The following is a 24,059-nucleotide window of genomic DNA, read 5'->3' as shown; positions in this document are numbered from 1 at the left end:
GATACGCCCGCTGCGCGGGCTACTCGATCAGCATGAAGGAGGCCCGTTGCGCGGGCCGCTCGATCAGCATGCAGGGGCCCGCGGCGCGGGCTGCTCGATCAGCATGGTCGGGCCCGCCGCGCGGGTCGTCAGCGGGCGAAGGCCGCCGGGTCGAAGCGGCTGAGCTCCTCGCGGAAGGCGAAGGCGAAGTCGGGCCAGAGCAGGGTGAGGCGGCGGGAGGCGGCGTCGACGTACCAGCTCTCGCAGCCGCCGTTCGTCCAGACCGTGTCGGCGCTCAGTGCGTCGAGACGCGCGAGGGCGGCGGTCTCGGCCTCCGCGGTCACCTCGAGGAGCTCGACGCCGGCGCTCTCGCGGTGATCGAGCGCGGCGAGCACGTAGTCGATCTGCGACTCGATCATGTGCACCGCGGAGTTGTGGCCGAGGCTCGCGTTCGGCCCGTTGATCACGAACAGGTTGGGGAAGCCGTGCACCGCGGTCGAGTCGTAGGCGGACATCCCCGCACTCCAGCGGTCGGCCAGGAGCTCGCCGCCGCGGCCGCGGATCCGGCGCGCGAACGGCGGGCGCGTGGCGTGGAAGCCGGTCGCGAAGACCAGCGCGTCGACGTCGTGCGCGACTCCGTCGTCCCCCAGCGCCGCGGACCCCTCGACCCGGCGCAGCGGACTCGGCACGACGCGCACGTGCGGCTGTGCCAGCGCGGGGTAGTAGTCGTCCGAGAGCAGCACCCGCTTGCAGCCGATCTCGTAGTCCGGAGTGAGCACGGCGCGCAGCGCCGGGTCGGCGACCTGCGCGGCGAGATGGCCGAGGGCCTCCGCGCGCAGCCGGCCGATGGCGTCGGGCACGCCCACCCGGCCGGCGAAGCCGAGCTCGGCGCGCCAGAACAGCTCGGAGCGCAGCCGCTCCACGGCGCCCGGCGCGCGAGCGAGCGTCCGGCGCTCCTCGGGCGGGTACGCGCGGTTCCGGCGCGGGACGACGTACGGCGCCGAGCGCTGGAACAGCACGACCTCCGCCGCCCGCTCGGCGAGGTGCGGCAGGATCTGCACCGCGGAGGCGCCGGAGCCGACGAGTCCCACGCGCGCGCCGTCCAGGTCGACGTCGTCCCGCCAGCAGGCGGAGTGGAAGACCGGCCCGTCGAAGCCGTCGAGCCCGGGCACGTCGGGCAGCCGCGGCTCCGAGAGCCGACCGGCGCAGACCACCAGCACGGCCGCATCGAAGTCCCCCCGGGAGGTGCGCACCCGCCAGCGACCGGCGGTCTCGTCGAAGGTCATCTCGAGCACGTCGGTGCCGAGGTGCAGCTGAGGCGCGAGCCGCTCGCGCTCGACGACGCGCTCGAGGTAGGCCTGGATCTCGGCGCCCGGCGCGTAGAAGGCCGACCAGTCGGGCTCGGGAGCGAACGAGTACGAGTACAGGTGCGAGGGGATGTCGCAGGAGACGTTCGGGTAGCGGTTGTCGCGCCAGGTCCCGCCGACGCTCTCGGCGCGCTCGAGCAGCGCGAAGGAGACGTCGCCGCGGCGGGCGAGGCGGGCGGCCGCTCCGATGCCGGCGAAGCCCGCGCCGACCACGACCACGTCGACGGAGATCGCCATCAGACGATCATCCGGGGGAGCACGGAGCCGGCCGGGTGGCGGTGCGGATCGGCGGCGAAGTGCTCGATCAGCGCGAGCAGCTCGGCCGGTCGCTCGGCCAGCACGCAGTGCCCCGCGTCGATCGTGGCGTAGCGGGCGTCGTCGATCGCACCGAGCAGCGCCTCCGACCCGTCGAGTCCGACGACGGAGTCGGCGGTGCAGCCGATCACGAGCGCGGGGATGCTCAGGCGCCCGGCGGCGCCGGTCGCGTCGGCGCGGGCGGCCGCGGTCAGGAGGGCGGCCGTCGCGGCGTCCGCGGCGATCGGAGCCGCGCGCTCGGGTCCGAGGTCGGCGAGCGCGCGCACTCCGGTGAGCCGTGCGAGGTCCGCGCGGTCCGCGGGACGCTCGGCCAGTGACTCCCAGAGCCGCGAGAACGCGACGAGGCGCTCGGTCGGGCGCAGCCAGCCGGCGGCGAGCACCAGCGCGCGCACCCGCGGGTCCGCGTCCGCCGCCGTGACGGCCGCCCAGGCGCCGAGCGACACCCCGACGACCACGGCCCGCTCCGTGCCGAGCGCGTCGAGCGCGGCGGAGACCGCCCGGGCAGCATCCTGCAGCGGATCGTGCAGGTCGGCGAGCTCGAGCGCGGCCACCCGGTGCCGACGAGCGAGCATCGGCAGCAGCAGGGCTCCGTCGGCCCGCGCCCCGCGGCCCGGCCCGGTCACGAGCAGCACGACCGCCGGTGAGAGCTCGCCGCCGGAGTGCAGGCGGACCGCGTCGTCGCCGACCGTGATCGTCGACTCGCTGATCAGCGCCGCCTGGCGCTCGAGGTACGCCGCCGACCGCGTCACGAGGCGCGGCCGGCCGCGCGCACCGGGAGGCGCAGCCGGTGCGTCGCCGTGCGGCCGGGGGCCGGCACCGTCATCGCGCGCTCGGGATCGACGTGCCCGTAGTCGGTGGTGCGCTGGCGCCAGGGCCGGCCGATCTCGGCCGTCAGGCGCGCCACGGTGGCGATGTCGAGCGAGCGGTGCGCCTCGGCGCCCGACTCCGGGCTCATCGCGCCGTCGAGCAGCAGCCCGCCGAGGTCGTCCGCTCCGCCGCGCAGCAGCTCCTGCGACAGCTCCAGCCCGAGCTTCGTCCAGGCCGTCTGCACGTGGTCGATCCGCCCGTGCAGCAGCAGCCGCGCCACGGCGTGCACCGCGCGGGTCTCCCGCCGGGTCGGTCCGCCGCGGGTCTGCGCGACGACCGCGGGCGGGGCCTCGGCCGGGACGAACGGCATCGCGATGAACTCGGTGAAGCCGCCCGTCTCGTCCTGGATCGCGGCCAGCGCGCGGAGGTGGTCGATCTGCTGCTGCGGGGTCTCGACGTGGCCGTAGACCATCGTCGCGGTCGAGCGGAGGCCGCCGCGGTGCGCGGTCGTCACCGAGTCGCGCCACTCGGCGACGCTCGGGTCGGCGCCCTCGCTCAGGATCGCGCGCACCTCGTCGTCGAGGATCCGCGCGGCGGTGCCGGGGACGGAGTCGACGCCCGCCTCGCGCAGCACGGCCAGCATCTCGGCGGGCGTGCGCCCGGTGGCGAGGGCCGCGTCGAGGATCTCGCCCGGCCGGAACGCGTGCAGGTGCAGGGACGGGTGCCGCGCGTGCAGGGTGCGCACGATCCGCAGGTGGTCCTCACCCGGGCTCGCGAGCGGCCCCTGCAGGCACAGCTCGGTGGCGCCGAGCGCGACGGCCTCGTCGGCGAGCTGCTCGAGGGACTCGACCGTGAGCCCGCCGGCGCCCCAGAGCGAGGTGTCGATGTTGCGGTTCGCCACCACGGTGACGGTGTCGCCCACGGCGGAGCGGCGGACGTCGTCCGCGAGCGCGGCCAGCGCGTCGAGGTCGTCGCCGTCGGCGGCGAGCAGGGCCAGGCAGTCGGCGTCGTCGAGACCGGCCGGGTCGGCAGCGGCGCGCTCGAGCACGGCGGCGAGGGTCGGCGCGGCCGGGCGCGGGGCGGGCGGGAGCTCCTCGCGGTACTCGCGCGGCACGATCGGCGCCTCCTCGTCGGCCAGCCACGACTCGCGGTCGGCCAGCGCCAGGACGTAGGGCGCGACCCGCGGATCGATCCAGGTCTCCGCGTCGGCGAGGTAGCGCGGGTGCGCGGTGAGGCGCTCGTGCAGCCGGTAGCCGGAGTCGGCGGTCAGCCGCGCGAGGTCGTCGATGTTCGGCCAGGGCCGCTCGGGGTTCACATGGTCCGCGGTCAGCGGGCTCACTCCGCCCCAGTCGTCGATCCCGGCGCGCAGCAGCAGGCCGAGCTCCTGCTCGTCCGTGAGGTTCGGCGGCACCTGGATCGTCATATCGGCGCCGAGGACGAGGCGGGCGACGGCGACGTTCGCGACGTACTCCTGCAGCTCGAGGTCGACCTCGTTCTGCATCGCGGTGCGCGGCTTCGCGCGGAAGTTCTGCACGATGCACTCCTGCACGTGACCCCAGAGCGCGTGCGACTCCCGGATCGCGAACAGCGCGTCGGCCCGCTCCGCCGTGTTCTCGCCGATGCCCAGCAGCACCCCCGTGGTGAACGGGATCCGGCTGCGCCCGGCGTCGTCGAGCACCCGCAGCCGCAGCGCCGGGTCCTTGTCCGGCGAGCCGTAGTGCACGCCGCCCTTCTCGGACCACAGCCGCTCAGCGGTCGTCTCGAGCATCATCCCCATCGAGGGCGCGACCGGGCGGAGGCGCTGGAGCTCGGCCCACGACATCACGCCGGGGTTGAGGTGGGTCACCATGCCGGTCTCGGTCATCACCAGCACGGCCATCGCCCGCACGTACTCCAGCGTCGACGCGTAGCCGTGCTCGGCGAGCCAGGCGCGGGCGACGGGCCAGCGGTCCTCCGGCCGGTCGCCGAGGGTGAACAGCGCCTCCTTGCAGCCCAGCGCGGCACCGGCGCGGGCGACCTCGAGGATCTCCTCCGGCTCCATGAAGGTCGACTCGCGCTTGAGCGCGAGGCCGCCGGGGGTCTCGACGAAGACGCAGTAGTGGCAGCGGTCGCGGCAGAGTTTGGTCAGCGGCACGAAGACCTTGCGGCTGTAGGTGATGACCCCGGGCCGGCCGCGGCGAGCGAGCCCCTCGTCGCGCAGCCGCCCGGCCGCCAGCAGGACCGCGTCGAGGTCGTCCCCCCGGGCCTCGAGGAGCACCTCGGCGCTCTCGCGCGTGATCGGCTCGCCGTCGGCGAGGCGGGCGAGGAGGGTGGGCACGGTCATGCGGAGGCGGCTCTTCCGGAGGGGTCGGTCGGCGGGCTGCCGACGGGTCGCTGGTGCGGGGGGTCGCGGCGGTCGGGCGGCCGCTCGCGACGGTGTCAGAGGGCGCGCAGGCGCGGTGCGAGGTCGCGCTCGAACGCGTCGAAGAAGCGCTGCTGGTCGTCGCCGGGCGCGTGGAACACCAGGTGGTTGAAGCCCGCATCGACGTAGGGCTTGATCTGCGCGACCGTCTCGTCCGGGTCGGAGCCGACGATCCAGCGCTTGGCGACCTGCTCGATCGGCAGCTCGTCCGCGGCCCGCTCCATGTCGACCGGGTCGGTCAGGGAGTGCTTCTGCTCGGGCGTGAGAGAGAGCGGCGCCCAGAAGCGCGTGTTCTCGAGGGCGAGAGCGGGGTCGGGGTCGTAGGAGAGCTTGATCTCGATCATCCGGTCGAGCGCGGCGGAGTCGCGTCCGCCGGCCGCGGCGCCCTCCTCGACGGCGGGGAGGAGCTTCTCGGTGTAGAGCTCCATGCCCTTGCCGGACGTGCAGATGAAGCCGTCGCCCGCGCGGCCGGCGTACTTCGCGACGACGGGTCCGCCCGCGGCGATGTAGACGGGGACGCCGTTCTCGGGCTTGTCGTAGATGGACGCCTCGTGGGTGGAGTAGTACTCGCCGTCGAAGGAGACGCGGTCGCCGGCCCAGAGGGCGCGCATGAGGCGCACGGCCTCGCGGAGGCGGGCGAAGCGCTCCTTGAAGTCCGGCCAGGTCTGCTCGCCGGCGCCCTGGTAGCCGGTCGCGATCTCGTTCAGCGCCTCGCCGGTGCCGACGCCGAGCATGATCCGGTCGGGGTAGAGCACGCCGAGCGTGCCGAACGCCTGCGCGATCACGGCGGGGTTGTAGCGGTAGTGCGGCGTCATCACCGAGGTGCCGAGCCGGATGGTCGAGGTGCGCTCGCCGGCCGCGGCGAGCCAGGCGAGCGAGAACGGCGCGTGGCCGCCGGTGTGGCGCCAGGGCTGGAAGTGGTCTGAGACCACCGCGCTCTCGAAGCCGTGCCGCTCGGCCGAGACGGCCAGCTCCACGAGCTCGCGCGCCCCGAACTGCTCCGCCGATGCCTTGTATCCGAGCGTGATCGTCATAGTGCCGCCTTCGTCAGAGGGAGGGACCGCTCGGGTGACCGGGCGGTCCCTCCATTCTGCGCCCGCGCGGACGGCGATCGGGACGCTCAGTCGGACGCGGCCGAGATGTTGACCATCCAGTGCACGCCGAAGCGGTCGGTCAGCATCCCGAAGCGGTCGCCCCACGGGGACGCCGTCAGCGGCTCGGCGACGGTGCCGCCGGCGGCGAGTCCGTCCCAGTAGCCGCTGAGCTCGGCGTCGTCGTCGCCGAACAGCGCGACGGTGATGCGCGCGCCCTCCTCGAACGGGATCGAGCTCGGAGTGTCGGACGCCATCAGGATCAGGCCGTTCGGGGTGACCAGCTGCGAGTGCATGATCAGGTCCTGCTCGGCGGGATCCTCGCTCGCGTGGAAGTCGGCGAAGGTGCTCGAGCTCAGCTCCCCGCCGAAGACCGAGTGGTAGAACTTCATCGCCTCGCGGGCGTTGTCGCGGAAGCCGATGTACGGGCTGAGACTCGTGGACATGACGCGCCTTCCTGGTCGAGGAGGGCCCCAGTATCGACCCGCCGGCGCCTCCCCGGCAACGGCCGCGGAGCGGGCGCCCCCTGCTGAACGAGCAGCCCGCGGAGCGGGCGCGCCATGCTTATCGAGTAGCCCGCGGAGCGGGCGCATCGAGATCCACGCGTCCGGCAGGGGTGGGTCTCGATACGCCGCCGGTGGCGGCTACTCGACCAGCAGGGATGGTGCGACTGCCGCGTCCGCAGTCCGCGCAGCGGCCCCGTCATGAGGTCGAGCCGACTGCGCAGCGGCCGTCCCTGTCAGTCGAGCCGCCCGCGGAGCGGACCGCCTTCATGCTGATCGAGTAGCCCGCGGAGCGGGCGTATCGAGATCCGCGTCCGGGCGGGTCCGCTGCTACAGCTCGGCGCGGGTGGGCGGGTTGGCGCCCGAGCGGGAGGTGGTGATGCCGGCGACGCGGGCGGCCCAGTGGCCGATCGCGTGCAGGGACGGCTCGTCGAGGAGCGCGCCGTTCGGGGCGCCGAGGCCCTGGCGGAACGCCTCGTCGAGGATCGCGCCCATCGCGGAGTCGCCCGCGCCGATGGTGTCGGCGACGACGATGCGCGCGGCGGGCACGGTCGCCCGGGCGACGGCCGACGCGAGCAGCAGGCCCTCGCCGCCGCGGGTGACGACCGCGAGCTGCGCGCCGAGCTCGAGCAGGCGCGAGAGCACCTCGTCGAGCTGCATCGTCGGGTACAGCCACTCCGCGTCCTCGTCGCTGAGCTTGACGATCTCGCAGCTCGCGGCGACCCGCTCGAAGCGCGCGAGCGCGTCGCCGTGCCGGCCGACGAGGGCGGGGCGGATGTTCGCGTCGACGCTCGCGGTCACGCCGGCGGGCAGCGCCTCGAGCAGCTCGACGATCGCGGAGCCGCCGGGCTCGAGGTAGACGGCGATCGAGCCGGTGTGCACGTGGGTCGCGCTCGTCGGATCGGCGGCCGGCGGGTTCCAGGAGAGGTCGAAGACGTACTCCGCCGACCCGTCCTCGCGGAGCACCGCGCGCGCGGTCGAGGTGCGCTCGGCGTCGCCGTGCAGCACGGTCACTCCCGAGGCGCCGAGGTGCTCGGCGATGCGCCGGCCGCGCTCGTCGTCGGCGATGTCGGTGACGAGCGTCGCGTCGCGCCCGAGCCGGGCGAGGGTGAGCGCGACGTTCGCGGGCGAGCCGCCCACGTGCTCCGTGCTCTCGCCGTCGCGCTCGACGATGTCGATCAGGGCTTCGCCGATGACGAGGATGCGGGGCGCCGCGCGGTCGCGGTCGTCGATGGAGGACATGCCGACATCATGCCGGTCCGCGCTCCTCCGTTGCGAGACTGAGCGGTGCCTCCCGGCCGGCGCCCTTCCGCGGTCAGTCGCGGTCGCCGGCTCCCGCCAGCACCTCGTCCACAGTGGTCAGCGTGATCAGCGGTGCGAAGAGCGCCATCGCGTCGAGCGCGCGCGCGTGGTCGGCCTCGGAGGCGCCCGCGCAGGCGTCGGCGACCACGCGCACCTGCACGCCCGCGTCGGCCGCGGCGAGCGCCGTCGCGATCACGCAGCAGTCGGTCGAGACGCCGGTGAGCACGAGCGAGCGGGACGCGTCGAGCTGCGCCTCCAGCTCGGCGCCCCACTTGCCGAAGGTGGGCGCGGTGACGGTGCGGTGCCCCTCGAAGCCCGGGACGAGCTCGTAGAGCGGGTCCTCGTCGGGCACGAGCGCGAAGGGCCACTCGCGGTAGTACGGCACCCAGGCCCCGCTCGGCTCGGCCGGCGCGACGAAGCGGGTGGTGACGACGCGCTCGCCGAAGCGGGGGAGCAGGCGGGCCGTCCCCTCGGCCGCGCGGGCGAACTCCGCCGAGGCCCAGGGCGAGGTCGCGTCGGCGAACACGTGCTGGAGGTCGATCGCGACCAGCAGGCTCACGCGCCGGCCTCCTGGCGCCGCACGGCGGAGCGCGAGAGCAGAAGGGTCCCGGCGAAGCCGATCGCCAGCGCGACCAGGACGCCGAGGTTGGCGCCGGCCCACTCGCCGTCGCGGCCGCCGAGGGGGCCGAGCAGGTAGCCCTCCCACTCGAAGCCGGGGGAGTAGTTGACGACGAGCCCCCAGCCGATCACGGCGCCGACGACGACGAGCAGCACCGGTGCGAGCGAGACGCTCCCGTAGCGTCCGCGGGAGCTGTACAGCGCCTCCTGGTCGTAGTCGCGGCGGCGCAGCAGCAGATCGGCGAGGAAGACGCCGAGCCAGCCCGCGATCGGCACGCCGAGGGTGATCAGGAAGCCCTGGAACGGGCCGAGGAAGTCGCCCGCGACGAACACGACGTAGATCGCACCGAGCACCATCAGCACGCCGTCGATGCCGGCGGCGACGGGTCGCGAGACCTTGAGGCCGGTGCTGAGCAGCGCGAGGCCGGAGGAGTAGATGTCCATCACCGCGCCGCCGATCAGCCCGAGCAGGGCGACGACGATGAAGGGGAGCAGGAACCAGGTCGGCAGGATGCTCGCGAGCGCGCCGATCGGGTCGGCCGCGATCGCGTCGGAGAGCTCCTGCGAGGAGGCGGCGAGCAGCAGGCCGACGACCACCAGAACGACGGGGGCGACCGCGCCGCCGATCGTGGTCCAGCCGATGACCCCGGCGGTGCCGGCGGTGCGCGGCAGGTAGCGCGAGTAGTCGGCCGCCGCGTTCACCCAGCCCAGTCCGAAGCCGGTCATCATGAAGACGAGTCCGCCGATGACGGCTCCCGCGGAGCCCGCGGGCAGGCTGCCGACGGCGGCGAGGTCGATGCGGTCGAGCACGAGCACGACGTAGACGACGGTCAGCACGGCGGTCGCGACGGTGATCGCGAGCTGCAGGCGCATGATCAGCCGGAAGCCGGCGATCCCCGCGATCACGATCAGCGCGGCGACGACGATCAGCGCGACGACCTTGGTCAGCACGCCGCCGTCCCAGCCGAACTCCTCGAAGACGGTCGCAGTCGCGAGGACCGCGAGGGAGGCGAGCACCGTCTCCCAGCCCACGGTGAGCAGCCAGGAGATCACCGCGATCAGCCGGTTCCCGTCGACGCCGAAGGAGGCGCGGCTGAGCACCATCGTCGGCGCCGAGCCGCGCTTGCCCGCGACCGCGACGAAGCCGCAGAAGAGGAAGGAGACGACGATGCCGATCACGGCGACGGCGGTCGCCTGCCAGAACGAGAGGCCGAAGCCGAGCAGGAACGAGCCGTAGCTGAGCCCGAGCACCGAGACGTTGGCGGCGAACCACGGCCAGAACAGGTCGCGCGGGCGGCCGTGCCGCTCCGACTCCTGGATGGTGTCGAGGCCGTTCAGCTCGATCCCGCCGGCGGGCCGGGCGGTGGTGGGGTCGGGAGAGGTCATCGCATCCCTCGTTCTCGCGCGGACAGCCCGGGCGAACGCCGGATCGAGTCGAATGTAGTGCAGGATCGGCGCCCGATCGCGGTCGGCGGCCGGACCGGTGGAGGACGCCCGCGAACCGGGCCCGGGGAGGAGCCCCGCGGCCCGCGAGCTCAGTCCTCCGCGGACTCAGCCCCCGGCGCGCTCAGTCCTCCGCACGCTCCAGCAGCAGGCGCAGCGTCTCGAGGTCGGCGGCGACCCGGTCGCAGTCCTCGTCCCACTGCTCCGGCGTCATCCCGTCGTGCCGCCGGACGGTGAAGGCGATCTCCGCCCCGTCCCCGTTGGCCAGGATCCGCAGCGGGTTGTCGAAGACCCGCCCGTCCGCGGTGATCACCCGGTGATCGGCCACGCCGTAGGGGTTCCGCGGTGCGAAGACGATCTCGACCCGGCCCATCGGCGACTCGGCGAACCAGCGGCCGTCCACCTCCTCGACGGAGGCCTGCGCGAGCCCCGCCGCCCAGAGCGAGAGGTTCGAGGGGTCGACGACGAAGGAGTACACCTCGTCCGCCGGGGCGTCGATCACGACGCCGACCGGGCGCGACTCGTACAGGACCATCTCAGTCTCCTTCCGCGGCGAAGCTCGCCACCAGCAGTGCCGCGAGCGCCGTCCGCTCGAGCATTCCCTCGATGCTCACCGATTCTCCTCGGGCGTGCGCGCCCTCGCCCGGCGCGCCGAGCCCGTCGAGCACCGGGATCCCGAGCGCAGCGATCAGATTGCCGTCGCTCGCCCCGCCCACCGCGGTCTCGGTCAGCGGCAGGTCCATCGTCTTCGCGATCCGCTCGGCGCGGCGGTACAGCGCGCCGACCGCGGCCGTCCGCTCGAACACGGGCCGCTGCCACGAGCCGCGCACCTCGATCCGGATCCGCTCGTCCGAGGCCTCGAGCGCGTTCATCTCGGCCTCCACGCGGGCCGCCTCGGCCGCGCCGCGGATCCGCACCTCCAGCTCGAGCCGCACCTTCGCGGTCGTCACGTTCACGCGGCTGCCGCCCCGGACCACGCCGATGTTGACGGTCGTCCCCGCCTCGGGCCGGGCGATCCCGAGCACGCGGGGGATGAGCGCGCCGAGCTCGTGGATCGCGCTCGCGCCCTTCTCCGGCTCCACTCCGGCGTGCGCCTCGAGGCCGACGACGTCCACGACGAAGTTGCCGATGCCCTTCCGCGCCGTCTTCACCGCGGTCCCGATGGCCCCCTCGAAGACGAGCGCCGCCTCCGCCCCGCGGCTCTGGTGCTCGAGGAAGCTCCGCGAGGTGAGGCTGCCCACCTCCTCGTCGCCGTTCATCACCAGCCGGACGGCCGGGTGCGCCAGGCGCGCGTGCCGCAGCGCCAGCACCAGCCAGACCATCTGCACCAGGCCGACCTTCATGTCGTAGCTGCCCGGACCGCTGAGGCGGTCGCCGTCGATCGCGAACGGCCAGCCGCGGGTGGTGCCGAGCGGCCAGACGGTGTCGTAGTGGCCGAGCAGCGCCACGAACGGCCGGGAGCCCCGGGGACCTCGGCCGGCGGCGCTGCCCGGGAAGGTCCAGCTCGAGGCGCTCGGGCAGTCCTGCTCGCGCTGGTGCTCGACCTCGCCCGCGTGCCCGAGCCGCTCGCCGACCCAGTGCACCAGGTACGCGTGCAGCTCGTCGAGGGCGTCGAGCGAGTCGCTCGGGCTCTCCGTCATCACGAGGTGCCGGACGTCGTCGAGGATGCGCGCGCGGTGGTCGCGGAGGAAGGTGCGGACACGGGCGGCGTCGGCGGCATCGGGGAAGGTCACCGCTCCGGAGTACCAGAGTGCGGGGCCGGGCGCGAACCGGGGACCGGAGTGAACCGGACGCCGCCCCTCTACGTTGAAGGGGGAGAGGTGGAGATGTCCGAGGATCAGGCCGAGATGCTGCGTGCGCTGCACGACGAGCACTCGGCGGCGCTGTGGCGGTTCGTCCTCCGGCTCACGGGCGATCGCCAGCTGGCGGAGGACGTGGTGCAGGAGGCGCTCCTGCGCGCCTGGAAGCACCCGGAGATCCTGGCGCAGGGCGAGGCCGCGGCCCGCTCCTGGCTCTACACGGTGGCCCGCAACATCGTCATCGACGACCGCAGGAGCGCCCGGCACAACCGCGAGTTCGGCACCGACGAGGTGCCCGAGCGCGCGCACGGCGACCGCACCGACCAGGTGCTCGACGCCTGGCTGCTCTCGGAGGCGCTGAGCACCCTCAGCCACGACCACCGCGCGGTGATCGTGCACGCGTACTACGGCGGGCGCACCGTCGGCGAGATCGCCGAGCTGCTGGGCATCGCGCCCGGCACCGTCAAATCGCGGATGCACTACGGAATGCGGGCGCTCAAGCTCGCCCTGGAGGAGAAAGGCGTGACCGAGCCGTGAGCACCGATCCGACCCGCGACGACGCCTTCCGAGACGACGCCTTCCGAGACTGGGACGCGGCGTACCTCCTCGGCGCCCTCTCGCCCGCCGACCGCCGCGCCTACGAGCAGCACCTGCGCGGCTGCCCCGACTGCCGCGAGGCGCTCGGCGAGTTCGTCGCGATCCCCGGCCTGCTCGCCCACCTGCCGAAGGAGGACGCGCTCGGCCTGCTCGAGACGGAGCAGCGCGCCGAGGAGTCCGCCCCGCCCGCCCTGCTCCCGCGCCTCGCCCGCGCCACCGACGCCGTGCGCCGCCGCACCCGGTTCCGCATCGCGGGCCTCGTGCTCGCCGCCGCCGGAGTCTCGGCCGCCGCGGCCGTCGCCCTCCCTCTCGTCGTCGGCGCACCGCCCACGGTCGTCGAGAACACGGTGGCGCTCGCCGCGGCCCCCGGCGTGCCGGTCGAGGCGTCGGTCCGCTTCGTGCCGGAGCAGTGGGGCACCCGGATCGAGATGGACTGCAGCTGGGGGGACGGCGGCCAGGAGGACGCAGGCCAGGAGCCGGCCGGCGGCACGACGCCCGCCGACAGCTCGTCCGTCGGCCCCGCGTCCGTGGGGTACGTGATGTACGTGACCGACACCGCCGGCTCGTCCGAGGCGATCGGCTCGTGGACGAGCACGCCCGGCTCGACGGTCGAGCCGAGTCTGTCCACCGGGCTCCCGCTGGCCGAGATCGCCTCGGTCGAGGTGCGCCTGCAGGGCTCCGACCAGGTCGTCCTCACCGGCAGCCCCTGACGCGGGGTCCGGCGCCGAGCCCGATCTCCCAGGTGCGGGGTCCCAGGACTGAGTAGCTTCTCAGTCATGACGATCGCGACCCTCGCCCTCGCCCCTGCCACCGTGACGGCGGCCTCCTCCACCGACAGCATCGACGAGCTCTCCGGTCTCGTCGGCGTCGCCGCCCGCGTGATCGCGGCGCTCGGCGAGGTCGGCGTCGGTCTGCTGACGCTGATCGAGACCGTGTTCCCGCCGATCCCGAGCGAGCTGGTGCTGCCCCTGGCCGGCTTCCTCGCCCAGCAGGGCCGGATGAACCTGGTGCTCGTCGTGATCACGGCGACGCTCGGCGCCTACCTCGGCGGCCTGATCCTCTACTGGCTCGGGTACCGCATCGGCACGGAGCGCTCGATCCGGCTGCTCTCGAAGCTGCCGCTGGTTGACCGCGAGGACTTCGAGAAGGCCGTGGGCTGGTTCCGCCGGCACGGCACCTGGGCGGTGCTCTTCGGCCGCCTCATCCCCGGGGTGCGGAGCCTGATCTCGCTCCCCGCGGGCGCCGAGCGGATGAACCTGCTGCTGTTCTCGGGGCTCACGATCCTCGGCTCCGGCGTCTGGAACGGCCTGCTGATCGGCCTCGGCGCGGCGCTCGGCACGCAGTACGAGCTGGTCGACCAGTACGCGGGGGTGCTCGACGCGATCATCTACGGCGCGATCGGCGTCCTCGTGCTGCTGCTCGTCGTGCGCAGCATCCGCCGCCACCGCGCCGCCCGCGGCACCCACACGGGCCGCCGGCACTGACCCGCACGGGCCCGCGGCACTGACCCGGGCGCGCCCGCGGCCGGAGGGTAGCGGGCGCGCGCGCCGAGGGCGACCGTCCCCCCGTGTCCTGTCCGCCGCGGCGCGAAGTGCCCTAGCGTTCGAGGGGTCCGCCCCCGACGAGAAGGAAAGCGCCATGACCGAGAACCGCCATGTCTGAGAACACCGTCGAGAACTCCGCCGCTCCCGCCCTCTCCCGCACCGCCGTCGAGCGCAGCTGGATCATCGGCGTCTCGCTGATCGCCATCGCGCTCGGCGTGATCGCGGTGCTGATCCCCGGCCCGACCCTGCTGACCGTCGCGATCGTCTTCGGCATCCACCTGATCGCCGCCGGAGTCTTCCGGCTCCTGCTCGCGTTCACCGCCACGCGGCTGCAGACGCGGGTGCGCTGGCTCGCCGGGCTCCTCGGCGCGCTGATCCTGGTCGCGGGCATCCTCTGCCTCTCGAACCCGTTCGAGTCGCTGAGCATCCTCGGCCTCGTGATCGGCCTGGGCTGGATCCTCGACGGCGTCTCGAGCATCACCAGCGGCCGCACCGTCGCCGGGCCCGCCTGGCTGCCGATCGCCGCGGGCATCGCCTCGGTGATCGCCGGAGTCCTGACGATCATCATGCCGGTGCTCGCGCTGTCCGCCTTCGTGACCGTCGCGGCGATCCTGCTGATCGTCGTCGGCGTCTCGGGCCTGCTGCTGCTGCCCGGCCGCACGAAGCCGGCGCAGGAGAGCGCCGCGACCCGCTAGGCGCCGGGCCAGAGACCGAGCATCGGCACCGTGATCGCGTAGGCGAACCAGGAGAGTGGTGCGAGGATCCAGGTCGCGAGGATCCGCCGACGGCCGTCCGCGTGCGCGAGCACCACGGCCACCTCGGAGCGCGCGATCCGCTTCGAGTAGATCAGCGGTGCGTTCACCACGATCGACAGCAGTGCGCCGAGGAGCACGGGCCCGCCGGCGAGGACGGCGATCCCCGGCACGATCTGCAGGGCGATCGCCAGGGCGGTGACCAGCCAGATCACGAGCAGGGTGACGGCGCTCGCCCGGGTCGCCCGCTGGGCGCGGCTCCGGCCGGAGGCGATCACCGGGTCCAGCGGCTCGGCACGGTCCCGGCGCACAGCCCGCACGGCGCTGATCCGGAGCACGGCGGCGACGGCGAGCGCCAGCACCGCGTAGGGCAGCCCCGCCCGTGTCAGCGCGAGCGGCAGCCAGGGCGTGCCGAGGAAGAGGATGCCGCCGAGGAGCGAGCCGGCCACCAGCAGGACCACCGGCACGACGACGGCGAGACCGAACGGGAACCGCGGGGGACCGTCGATCCCCGGGCGGAGGTGCTCCCGGTCCGCATCGCCGTCCGGTCGCCCGCCGGTCGCCTGCGGGGCGTCCGTGTCGTTCCCGTCGTCCCCGAACGCCGTGCTCCCCGTCCCCATGCCGTCGACCCTAGCCCGGGCCCCGCGCCGCTGCGCGGCTGCGGACGCGTGGCACGATGGCGCCGTGAGCGCCGCCGACCAGGTCCCCGACCCCGCCATCGACCCCGCCATCGACCCCGCCCTCGAGCCCGACCTCGTCCCCGAGCTCCTCGTGACGGACCTCGAGCGCAGCCTCGCCTTCTGGTGCGGCCCCTGCGGCTTCGCGATCCGCTACGCGCGGCCGGAGGAGGGCTTCGCCTACCTCGTCCGGGGCAGCGCGCAGGTCATGCTCGACCGGATCGGCAGCACCCGTGACTGGATCACCGCCCCGCTGGAGCACCCGCTCGGCCGGGGCCTGAACCTGCAGATCCGCGTCGACGACGCCGACGCCGTCGCGGCGGCCCTCGACGCGGCGGGAGTGGCGCTGTTCGCCCCCGCCGAGACCCGCTGGTACCGCACGGGGGAGGAGGAGGCGGGTGTCCGCCAGGTCCTCGTCACCGACCCGGACGGCTACCTCCTCCGCTTCCAGTCCTCGCTCGGGCGGCGCCGGGCGACATGAGCCGAACGGAGCGCGTCGTCATGCCTGCGGAGGACGTCGGAGACCCCCGACGGCTGCTTCGATTGATCGCATGCCCACTCCGTTCACCGGCACTCTCGCGCTGCCGAGCAGCGACCCCGCACCCTCCGGCCGCCCCGTCCCGGTGGACGACGACGCCTCCCCGGTCCAGCCCGCCGACCTCGTCACCGCGCTGACCGGCGTCACCCTCGGCTTCTTCGCCCTCTTCATCCACGGCATCACCGAGTGGCGCTACGTCGGAGCCGTCATCGAGCGGGCCAGCGTGCTCGGCTGGCTCGCGCCGGCGCTCGCCGGGCTGCTCTGCCTCGTCACCGCCGTGGTCTCCGTCGCGGTGCGCGCCGCCCGCCGCGAGAGCCGCCGCCGCCCGTCGGCGCCGACCGGAGCAGCCTCGACCGGAGCCGCCTCGACCGGAGCGGCGCCGACCGGAGCCGCCCCGACCGGAGCCGCCCCGGCCGGAGCCGACTCGTGAGCGCCGTGCTCGCCGCGCCCTCCGCGGCCGCGCCCGCCGTCGCCCTCGCCGAGGAGCTCCTCCTGCGCACCGGCTGCGCCCGCCCCGGGCTGCCCTGGGTGCGCGACAGCGCCGCCGGCCCCGCGATCGACCTCGCTCTCCTCGAGCGCGGGGCCCACCTGCTCGACCTCTCCGAGGAGGCGGTCGCCCGGATCGCGCTGTCGCTCGCGACCGGCCGCCCGGTCGACCTCCGCTCGGCCTTCGGGCACCTCACCCGCGACCACGCCGAGGCCGTCATGATCGCCGTCGCCTCCGCCGGCGGTCACGACCGCGTCGAGAGCCGCATCGTCGTCGTCGACGGCGAGCGCCGCGTCGACAGCGTGCCCCCGCTCGCCGCCTGGCCAGAGCGGGACTCCCGCCGCGGTCGCCCCGCCTGCGCGGTCTGATCGGCGGCGCCCCCCAGACGCGGGTGCCGCCGCAGCCTCCTGGCCGATCCGCGTCGCTACGACCTTTCGCAGATCCCCGGCTTAGGGTGTCCGTGTGCAACGTGTCGACGATTTCCCAGGAGCCGGACCGGTGGCGACCTCCCCCGAGTCCGGTGACCCGCGCGAGGCGTCCGCCCTCCAGCTCCCCTCGAACGCCACGACGCCCGTCCAGGTGACGAGCGGCGAGGCCGGCTACCAGGGCGGCAATGCGGCCGACCCCGTGTGGCAGTCCTGGCGGGAGGAGCTCGCCAAGGTCGGCGGCCCCTCGCCCCTCCTCCACTTCGTCGACTCGCCGCGGACGCGCATCGAGCTGTCCACCACGCACCCCGGCGGACTGCCCCCCTTCATCTCCGGCAAGACGACGCTGCTGTCCTCCCTGATCCGCGACGAGCTGGCGCTGCGCACGGCGAAGAACGCCGCCGCCGCCATCACCGACAAGGGGATCGAGCTGCGCTCGGTGCGCGGCATCGAGGGCGTGCACCTCGCGATCGGCCTCGCCCAGTGGCGCGCGGGCGAGACGGAGTTCACCGCTCCCGTGCTGCTGCGCCCGCTCGCGATCCGCCGCTACGGCCGCGACTTCGAGCTCAAGCTCAAGGGCCAGCCCTACTTCAACCCGCAGCTCGCCCGCGCGCTGAAGCAGCAGTTCGGCATCACCATCGACCCCGAGCAGTTCGTCGAGCTCGCCGTGCAGAGCGGCGTCTTCAAGCCGCAGCCGGTGATCGACCAGCTCCGCGGTCTCACCTCGCACCTGCCCTGGTTCGCCGTGCACCCCCGCCTGGTGGTGTCGAGCTTCGCCGACGTCGCGGGCGACATGCTCCGCGACGCCCGGATGCTCGAGCACCCCGTCCTCGACGCGGTCGCCGGCAACCCCGCCGCCAAGCGCGCCCTGCAGCAGTCGCAGAAGGTGGCGTCGATCATCCCGCAGGACGAGCGTCCGCCGGCGACCGACAACCTCCTCCTCGACGCCGACGCCGAGCAGGAGCAGGTCATCGCGAACATCGCGGCCGGCAACTCCCTCGTCGTGAAGACCCTGCCGGGCACCGGCGGCACGCAGACGATCGTGAACGCGATCGGCGCGCTTGCCGCGCAGCACAAGCGCGTCCTCGTGGTCGGCGCCCGCCGCTCGAGCCTCGACAGCATCCACCAGCGGCTGCTCTCCGCGGGCCTGGGCGGCATCGCGGTCAGCCCGCGGACGCTCCGCCGCGACCTGATCCAGTCGATCGGCCGCAACGAGAAGGCCGCGCGCCCCTCGGTCAGCGAGATCGACGACGCGCTGCTGCGCCTGCGCAAGGTGCTGCTCGACTACCGCGGCGCGCTCTCCCGCCGCGACCCCAGCTTCGGCGTCTCGGCGCTGCAGGCCCTCGAGGAGCTGGCGCGCCTCTCGCAGCTGCGCACGCCCCCCTCGACCGCCGCCCGCCTCGACCGCCGCGCCGTGACCGCCCTCGCGCACAGCCGGCCCGAGGCGACCCGGATGCTGATCGAGTCGGCCCGCCTCGGCGAGTTCCGCTACGGCCCGGGCGACTCGCCCTGGTACGGCGCGCAGTTCGACTCCACCGCCGACGCCGAGGCCGCGCACGAGCTGGCCAAGCGCCTGCACCTGCGCGACCTGCCGCGCCTGCTCGATCGCGCCCAGGACGTCATCGCGCAGACGCGCATGCGCCCGTTCGAGTCGGTCGCCGAGCTCGGCATCTACCTCCGCCTGCTGCAGGACGTCCGCGAGACGCTCGACAAGTTCCAGCCGGCCGTCTTCGACCGCTCGATCCAGGACCTCATCGTCGCCACCTCGCCGCGCCGCGAGGCCGCCGAGATGTCGTCGACGAACCGTCGCCGCCTGAAGAAGCTCGCCCGCGAGTACATGCGGCCCGGCGCCCACGTCACCGACCTCAACGCGTCGCTGCGCCGCGTGCAGCAGCAGCGGACGCTCTGGCAGCGCTACGCCGTCGCGGGCACCGTCCCCGAGGTGCCGGTCGGCGTCGCCGACGTGCAGGTCGCGTTCCAGCAGGTGTCCGACCAGCTCGGACGGCTCGACGAGCCGCTGGGCCGGCGCGGCAGCAGCACTCCGCTCGCGTCCCTCCCGCTCGCCGAGCTGGTCTCGATGGTCTCCGGCCTCGCCGAGGACAGCGAGGTGCTCGCGAACCTGCAGGAGCGCACGACCCTGCTCTCGACCCTCCGCGAGTGGGGCCTGGACCCGCTGCTGACCGACCTCTCGCGCCGCCACGTGCCGGCCGAGCTGGTCGCGATCGAGCTCGATCTCGCCTGGTGGCGCTCCGCCCTCGAGATCATGCTGACCGACGAGCGCGCCCTGCTCGGCGGCAACACCAGCGTCCTCGACCGGCTCGAGGCCGACTTCAAGCTCGTCGACGAGGCGCACGCCGCCTCGAGCGCCGAGCTGCTCGCCTGGAAGCTCTCGGAGACCTGGAAGATCGGGCTCGTCGACTGGCAGCTCGAGCGCGACGCGCTCCGGGCGCTGCTGCGCTCCGAGGCCTCGACCACTCCGCAGGAGCTGCAGAAGGCGGCGCCGCACCTCTCGCGCGTGCTCGCCCCGGCCTGGCTCGCCTCGCCCTACGAGGTGCACCGCATCGGCACCGAGACCACCTTCGACGCGGTCTTCCTCGTCGACGCGGGCGCCACGACCCTCGCCGAGAACGTCGGAGCGATCCGCCGCGCCAAGCAGGTCGTCGCGTTCGGCGACCCGGTCACGCAGACGCCGACGCCCTTCTCGCTGCGGGTCGACGAGACCGTCGAGTTCGGCAACGCCGCCTCGCGCACCGACGTCGAGGCCCTGCACGCCCAGTCGGCGCTCGCACGCCTCGGCGAGCTGCTCAACACCGTCACGCTCACCCGCAGCTACCGCGCGGGCGGCGAGGACCTCGCGGAGCTCGTCAACCGCCGCTTCTACGGCGGCCGGATCGACTCGCTGCCGTGGGCCGGCTCGTTCCTCGGGCACGACTCCCTCCGCTTCCACTACATCGCCAGCGGTCACGGCATGCCCGAGAACGACTCGGGAGCGGTCGAGTCGGTCGACGCCGAGGTCGCGAAGGTCGTCGAGCTCGTGCTCGAGCACGCGGTCATCCGCCCGCGGGAGTCGCTGATGGTGATCACCGCGAGCCCGCGGCACGCCGTCCGGGTGCAGCAGGCCGTGCTCACCGCGTTCGCCAAGCGCGCGGACCTCAACGACTTCATCCTCGGCGACCGGCCCGAGCCGTTCGCCGTGGTGACGCTCGAGCAGTCGGTGGCGCAGAGCCGCGACCGGGTCATCTTCTCGATCGGCTACGGCCGGACGCCGCACGGGCGCCTGCTCTCCAACTTCGGTGCGCTGGCCGAGCCGGGCGGGGAGCGACTGCTCGCCGTCGGCATGACCCGCGCCCGCCGCTCGATGGACATCGTCTCGTGCTTCCGCCCGGGCGACATCGACGAGTCGCGGATGCGCCACGGCATGGTCGCGCTCGCCCAGGTGCTGCAGGAGGCGGAGGACCGCGTCCAGCCGAGCGACCGGGACGACTACTCCGAGCCGATGCTGGTCGACCTGGCCGCGCGCCTCGAGCGCCGCGGACTGCGGGTCAACATCGGCCACAAGGGCAAGCTCGCGCTGGTCGCGGCGCACGGCACCCGTGCCGTCGTCGTCGAGACCGATCGCGACGTCAGTACGCAGAGCCTGCGGGTCTCGCTGCGGCTGCGTCCGGAGCTGCTGCGCCGCCTCGGCTGGCACTACCTCCGCGTGCACAACTTCGAGCTGTTCGCCGACCCCGAGGCCGTCGCCGCGCGGGTGTCCGGGCTGATCGGAGCACCGCAGGACGAGACGTCGACCGGTCCGATCGAGGTCCCGGTGGGAGCCGGCGCCCCGATCGTCGAGACGCCGGACGCCGCGCCGGCCTCGGGCGAGACGCAGCCGATCACGCCGCTGCCCGCCGACTGAGCGTGCCCGAGGACGCCTCGCCCGCCGGCGCCGACCGACCGCTCCGGCGCTCGCGAGGCGGCCGGCGGGCGACCCTGCCCGCGAAGCCCGGCACCGACCCGTCCCCCCATGACGCCGTGATCCCCGACCGCGAGGCGCCCGCCGCGCGCCCCGACACGGGCCCGAACGACGCCCGCCTCCGCCAGGACGTCCCCCCGCACTACTGACCCCGTCGCCCTCCGCGAGATGCCACTTGCGCACGCTCTCCACGGCGTGTCGCGTGCACAAGTGGCATCTCGCGGGAGGGGACGGCACGCACGGCAGCGGCCCGCCGCGCCGGAGCGCGACGGGCCGCCGTCAGGGCGTTCCCCGGGTCAGCCGCAGGTGCGGGCCGCGTACGGGGCCTTCAGGGTGGAGGTGACGGGCGCGCCCGCGACCGTGGCGGTCGCGGTGACCGTCGCCTCGCCCGCCGCGAGCTGGGCGGCCCGGACGGTGAAGGCGGCGGAGGCGTTGGCGCCCGGCTTGACTGCGGCGTAGGACTTCGTGCCCGCCGCGGAGGTGACCGTGACGTCCATCGGCACGGTGTCGCCGTTGGTCGCGACGACCGTCAGCACGACCTTGCCGGCGACGCAGCGGGTGCTCGCCGCGGCCGTCACCTTCAGCGAGGACTGCACGGTCACGGTGGCGGTCACCGGCATCCGCGAGTCGTCCTGCGCGACGCCGCGGACCGTGAAGGTCCCGGCGGCGGCGTAGGAGGCCGGGGCGACGGCGTCCCAGGTCACGGCGACGGTCCGCTTCGCGCCGTCCACCGTGGTGAGCTCGGCGCCGGGGAGCACGGGCGCGGTGCCGGCCGCGGTCGAGACCGCGATCGGGGCGACCGAGGCGACGGCGACGGCCGGGGCGTACGCCTCGAGCATCCGCTGGTACTCGGCGCGGGTCACCGGGATGACCGTGCCATGACGGGGCTTGCCGCCGTCGGAGTTCTGCGGCAGGTTCTCCCGCAGCTTCGACCCGAGCGGCTGCCAGGCGTCCGCGGCGAGGTCGTCCGTGCCGAACGGGATGTAGTGGTTCGGTCCGGCGTGGTAGTCGGGCTGATCGATGAAGAGGAACCAGTCGAGGCCGTTCACGTCGCCCTCGTTGGCGGGGAAGACGTTCGGGCCCTCACCGCTGGTGAAGGTGCCGTTCGGCTCGCCGTTGGGCAGGCCGGAGGCGACCCGCTCCTTGACGAGCGTCCACTCGTCCGCCGGTCCGGACGTCCCGGGCAGGGTGCCGCTGATGCTGGCGAGCAGGTCGGTGCTCTTCTCCTCGCGCAGCGTCATCGACGCCTCGTCCTTCGTGAAGCGGTAGTAGGTGTCGCCGTCCTTCGCGATGGTCGAGTCGATCGTGCCGCGGCCGGTGCCGCGCTTGACGTCGATCCACGGCTTCGCCTCCGAGAAGGTGACGAAGTCGTCGGTGGTCGCGTACATCATCTGGTTGTAGGTGACGGCGGTGCGGTCGGCCGCGTTCGCGGTCGGGTACATGTTCGACGCCCAGAAGACCACGTAGGTGTCGAGCTCGTCGTCCCAGTACGCCTCGGGCGCCCAGGTGTTGCCGGCGAAGTCGGTCGAGACCTTCACGTGGCGCTGCGCCGACCAGGTCACCAGGTCGGTCGACTCCCAGACCTCGATGTACGTGGAGCCCGACTTCTGCGCCGTGTCGAAGCCGCCGGCCAGGCCGTCGATCTTGAGGTCGGTCGCGAGCATGAAGAACTTGTCGCCCTCGTGCGAGCGGATCACGAACGGATCGCGCAGGCCCTTGGTGCCCTGGTCGGAGGTGAAGACCGGCTCGCCGCCGTTCAGCGTGTTCCAGTCGAGCGCGTCGTTCCCCTTCGAGGCGGCGAGGCTGACGCGCTCGGCGCCGGCGCCCTCGCCGGTGAAGAAGGCCCAGACGTAGGCCTCGGTGTCGTCCTTCCCGGTCGGGAGGGGCTGGAGGCGGAGGGTGAAGTCCCGGGTGCGGGCGACCGCTCCGCTGGTCGCGGTCGCGCGGACGGTCACGTCGACGGCCGGGCTGCCCGCGGCGGGGCGCTCGACGACGATCGTGCGGCTGTCGGCGCTGCTGCCGTCGCGGATCGTCGCGGCGCTCGAGCCGACGACGGTCCAGGCGATGCTCGAGCCGAGCGCGCCGCGGGTCGGCACGGAGATGTTCGTGCGGACGTCGCCGGCCTGGGCGACGGTCACCGCGTCGAGGTCGCGCTGGACCTTGTCCGCGTCGGCGAGCTCGGCGGTGACGGTCACGGGATAGTCGACGGTGCGCGTGTCGCTGCCGGAGGTGAAGGTCGCGGTGAGCACCACGGCGGCGTCGGGGGAGCCGGCGGCCGGTCGCGTGACGACGGCGCTGCCTCCCGAGACGGCGATCGCGGAGCTGCTCGAGCGCCAGGTCACGGCGACACCGGCGCTGCTGGTGGGCAGCGCGAAGCCGGCGGTCGCGGTGGTCGGGATCGAGACGGAGGCGACGGCGCGGTCGATCGCCTGCGACGAGTACAGGGCGGTGACGGCGTCGGCGGTGAGCGCGCTGTCGTAGACCGCGAAGTCGTCGACCAGGCCGTTCCAGCCGGCGTCGTTGTAGGTCGAGCGGCCGAGATAGCCGACCAGCGAGGCGCCGAAGGAGGAGACGTTGCGCGTGATCGCGTTCTGGCCGATCCGGGTGCCGTTGACGTAGACCGAGAGGGTCCCGTTCGTGCCGTCGATGACGGTCGTGTAGAGCGAGTAGCCGGCGGGGGTGCGCAGGCCCGTGCTGGCGGCGTTCGTCGAGCCGGGACCGACCTCGGTGGACCACGGGGCGCCGGCGTTCGTGCCGTTGGTGACGACCGACTTGACGTAGCCCGCCGGGTTGGTCGGGTTCAGCAGGTAGTAGCCGGAGGAGAACGAGGCGCCGGCCGCGACCGGGGCGCCGAGGAAGGCGGCCGCGGTGTTCGCGGGGCCGGTCCGGTTCGACAGCCAGGTCGAGACCGTGAGGTCCTTCTTGCCGACGAGGCCGGCCGTCGGGACGTCCACGTAGGGCGCGGCGGCGGCGGATCCGCCCGGGAGGCTGAGCGCGCCGCCGGCGACGGTCGCGCCGCTGCCGCGCAGGGTGCCGTTGTAGCCGTTGCCGCTGGAGTCGGCGACCGTCGTGCCGGTCGGGGCGGTGTCGAAGGTGTAGTGGAGCAGCGGCTGGGCCGTGGCTCCGGAGGCGGAGACCGGCAGCGCGGCTCCGAGCAGTGCGGTGGCGGCGATCGTCGTGGTCGCCAGGGCGGTCCGCAACGTCGAGCGTGATCGTCTCATGCAGGATTCCTCGTCATCGAGAGGGCGACGAGGCGCGGACCCTGCGAGGAGGGCGCCGGTGCTCCGTCGCACGGGTGGTGAGGATCCACACACTAAAGGCTCGCGGCGGCGACACGCGAGCACTTTGTTACCGTTAACAAGAATTGACGTGATCGCACGCTGGGGAGTGCGCTGCGCGCACATCGACGGGCGCGCGGAGAGGGGCGGCGACCCGTCGGTCGCCGCCCCTCCGTCCGCT

Annotated in this window: 21 protein-coding genes; 9 read left to right on the top strand and 12 right to left on the bottom strand. The window is 73.9% G+C overall.

Annotation, left to right across the window (positions count from 1 at the left end; genetic code table 11):
- Nucleotides 1-128: 128 nt before the first annotated feature.
- The 10 genes from HQQ82_RS05525 to HQQ82_RS05480 all read right to left on the bottom strand — a co-directional run bounded on the left by HQQ82_RS05525 (nucleotide 129) and on the right by HQQ82_RS05480 (nucleotide 11,559).
- Nucleotides 129-1,583 (bottom strand): NAD(P)/FAD-dependent oxidoreductase, encoded by a 1,455-nt coding sequence (locus HQQ82_RS05525; protein ID WP_173232012.1) that lies wholly within the window; start codon nucleotides 1,581-1,583, stop codon nucleotides 129-131.
- Nucleotides 1,583-2,410 carry an alpha/beta fold hydrolase gene (locus HQQ82_RS05520; RefSeq protein WP_173232011.1) on the bottom strand — a complete coding sequence of 276 codons (828 nt, stop codon included), beginning with the start codon at nucleotides 2,408-2,410 and terminating at the stop codon, nucleotides 1,583-1,585. The genes HQQ82_RS05525 and HQQ82_RS05520 overlap by 1 nt, the downstream gene beginning before the upstream one ends.
- Nucleotides 2,407-4,791, bottom strand: a complete 2,385-nt coding sequence (cofG, locus tag HQQ82_RS05515) for a 7,8-didemethyl-8-hydroxy-5-deazariboflavin synthase CofG (protein WP_173232010.1) — start codon at nucleotides 4,789-4,791, stop codon at nucleotides 2,407-2,409. The genes HQQ82_RS05520 and cofG overlap by 4 nt, the downstream gene beginning before the upstream one ends.
- 95 nt (nucleotides 4,792-4,886) lie before the next feature.
- A complete protein-coding gene (gene fgd / locus HQQ82_RS05510; protein ID WP_173232009.1) occupies nucleotides 4,887-5,903 on the bottom strand; it encodes a glucose-6-phosphate dehydrogenase (coenzyme-F420) in 1,017 nt (338 codons plus the stop codon).
- A gap of 86 nt (nucleotides 5,904-5,989) precedes the next feature.
- Nucleotides 5,990-6,406 (bottom strand): VOC family protein, encoded by a 417-nt coding sequence (locus tag HQQ82_RS05505; RefSeq protein ID WP_173232008.1) that lies wholly within the window; start codon nucleotides 6,404-6,406, stop codon nucleotides 5,990-5,992.
- A 387-nt stretch (nucleotides 6,407-6,793) separates the two neighbouring features.
- The gene (locus HQQ82_RS05500) at nucleotides 6,794-7,705 is read right to left on the bottom strand and encodes a carbohydrate kinase (protein ID WP_173232007.1); all 912 of its coding nucleotides are present in this window, start codon (nucleotides 7,703-7,705) and stop codon (nucleotides 6,794-6,796) included.
- 73 nt (nucleotides 7,706-7,778) lie between these two features.
- The gene (locus HQQ82_RS05495) at nucleotides 7,779-8,324 is read right to left on the bottom strand and encodes an isochorismatase family protein (RefSeq protein WP_173232006.1); all 546 of its coding nucleotides are present in this window, start codon (nucleotides 8,322-8,324) and stop codon (nucleotides 7,779-7,781) included.
- Nucleotides 8,321-9,769, bottom strand: coding sequence for a cytosine permease (locus HQQ82_RS05490; protein ID WP_173232004.1), 1,449 nt, complete (start codon nucleotides 9,767-9,769; stop codon nucleotides 8,321-8,323). The genes HQQ82_RS05495 and HQQ82_RS05490 overlap by 4 nt, the downstream gene beginning before the upstream one ends.
- A gap of 181 nt (nucleotides 9,770-9,950) precedes the next feature.
- The gene (locus tag HQQ82_RS05485; protein ID WP_173232002.1) at nucleotides 9,951-10,361 is read right to left on the bottom strand and encodes an SRPBCC family protein; all 411 of its coding nucleotides are present in this window, start codon (nucleotides 10,359-10,361) and stop codon (nucleotides 9,951-9,953) included.
- Between the two features lies 1 nt (nucleotide 10,362).
- Nucleotides 10,363-11,559: a M20/M25/M40 family metallo-hydrolase gene (locus HQQ82_RS05480; RefSeq protein WP_216848208.1), complete on the bottom strand. Its 1,197-nt coding sequence runs from the start codon at nucleotides 11,557-11,559 to the stop codon at nucleotides 10,363-10,365.
- Between the two features lie 93 nt (nucleotides 11,560-11,652).
- Between HQQ82_RS05480 and HQQ82_RS05475 the strand changes: the two genes are divergently transcribed.
- From HQQ82_RS05475 to HQQ82_RS05460, 4 genes are all read left to right on the top strand, one after another.
- The gene (locus tag HQQ82_RS05475) at nucleotides 11,653-12,162 is read left to right on the top strand and encodes a sigma-70 family RNA polymerase sigma factor (protein WP_160087927.1); all 510 of its coding nucleotides are present in this window, start codon (nucleotides 11,653-11,655) and stop codon (nucleotides 12,160-12,162) included.
- Nucleotides 12,159-12,932, top strand: coding sequence for a zf-HC2 domain-containing protein (locus HQQ82_RS05470; RefSeq protein ID WP_173232001.1), 774 nt, complete (start codon nucleotides 12,159-12,161; stop codon nucleotides 12,930-12,932). Before HQQ82_RS05475 ends, HQQ82_RS05470 begins: the two co-directional genes overlap by 4 nt.
- Before the next feature lie 66 nt (nucleotides 12,933-12,998).
- Entirely contained in the window at nucleotides 12,999-13,706 is a 708-nt protein-coding gene (locus tag HQQ82_RS05465; protein WP_173232000.1) for a DedA family protein, read from the top strand.
- A 170-nt stretch (nucleotides 13,707-13,876) separates the two neighbouring features.
- Nucleotides 13,877-14,461: an HdeD family acid-resistance protein gene (locus HQQ82_RS05460; RefSeq protein WP_173231999.1), complete on the top strand. Its 585-nt coding sequence runs from the start codon at nucleotides 13,877-13,879 to the stop codon at nucleotides 14,459-14,461.
- On the opposite strand, the gene HQQ82_RS05455 is transcribed toward HQQ82_RS05460, so the two are convergent.
- Entirely contained in the window at nucleotides 14,458-15,138 is a 681-nt protein-coding gene (locus HQQ82_RS05455; protein ID WP_173231998.1) for a hypothetical protein, read from the bottom strand. The genes HQQ82_RS05460 and HQQ82_RS05455 overlap by 4 nt on opposite strands.
- A gap of 64 nt (nucleotides 15,139-15,202) precedes the next feature.
- Between HQQ82_RS05455 and HQQ82_RS05450 the strand changes: the two genes are divergently transcribed.
- From HQQ82_RS05450 to HQQ82_RS05430, 5 genes are all read left to right on the top strand, one after another.
- The gene (locus HQQ82_RS05450) at nucleotides 15,203-15,676 is read left to right on the top strand and encodes a VOC family protein (protein ID WP_216848207.1); all 474 of its coding nucleotides are present in this window, start codon (nucleotides 15,203-15,205) and stop codon (nucleotides 15,674-15,676) included.
- Nucleotides 15,677-15,746: 70 nt separating this feature from the next.
- Complete coding sequence (locus HQQ82_RS05445; protein WP_173231997.1) at nucleotides 15,747-16,163, top strand: hypothetical protein; 417 nt, start codon at nucleotides 15,747-15,749, stop codon at nucleotides 16,161-16,163.
- The gene (locus HQQ82_RS05440) at nucleotides 16,160-16,588 is read left to right on the top strand and encodes a hypothetical protein (RefSeq protein WP_173231996.1); all 429 of its coding nucleotides are present in this window, start codon (nucleotides 16,160-16,162) and stop codon (nucleotides 16,586-16,588) included. The genes HQQ82_RS05445 and HQQ82_RS05440 overlap by 4 nt, the downstream gene beginning before the upstream one ends.
- 211 nt (nucleotides 16,589-16,799) lie before the next feature.
- Nucleotides 16,800-20,543 carry a DEAD/DEAH box helicase gene (locus HQQ82_RS05435; RefSeq protein WP_367947857.1) on the top strand — a complete coding sequence of 1,248 codons (3,744 nt, stop codon included), beginning with the start codon at nucleotides 16,800-16,802 and terminating at the stop codon, nucleotides 20,541-20,543.
- A 2-nt stretch (nucleotides 20,544-20,545) separates the two neighbouring features.
- Nucleotides 20,546-20,749: a hypothetical protein gene (locus HQQ82_RS05430; protein ID WP_173231995.1), complete on the top strand. Its 204-nt coding sequence runs from the start codon at nucleotides 20,546-20,548 to the stop codon at nucleotides 20,747-20,749.
- Nucleotides 20,750-20,896: 147 nt separating this feature from the next.
- Here HQQ82_RS05430 and HQQ82_RS05425 read toward each other — a convergent pair whose 3' ends face one another.
- Complete coding sequence (locus tag HQQ82_RS05425) at nucleotides 20,897-23,821, bottom strand: immunoglobulin-like domain-containing protein (protein WP_173231994.1); 2,925 nt, start codon at nucleotides 23,819-23,821, stop codon at nucleotides 20,897-20,899.
- Between the last annotated feature and the right edge of the window lie 238 nt (nucleotides 23,822-24,059).

The sequence above is a fragment of the Rathayibacter sp. VKM Ac-2856 genome (assembly GCF_013205055.1).
GTDB lineage: Bacteria > Actinomycetota > Actinomycetes > Actinomycetales > Microbacteriaceae > Rathayibacter.
The sequence above is the reverse complement of the archived record's forward strand: the minus strand, read 5'-3'. Positions and strand labels throughout refer to the sequence as shown.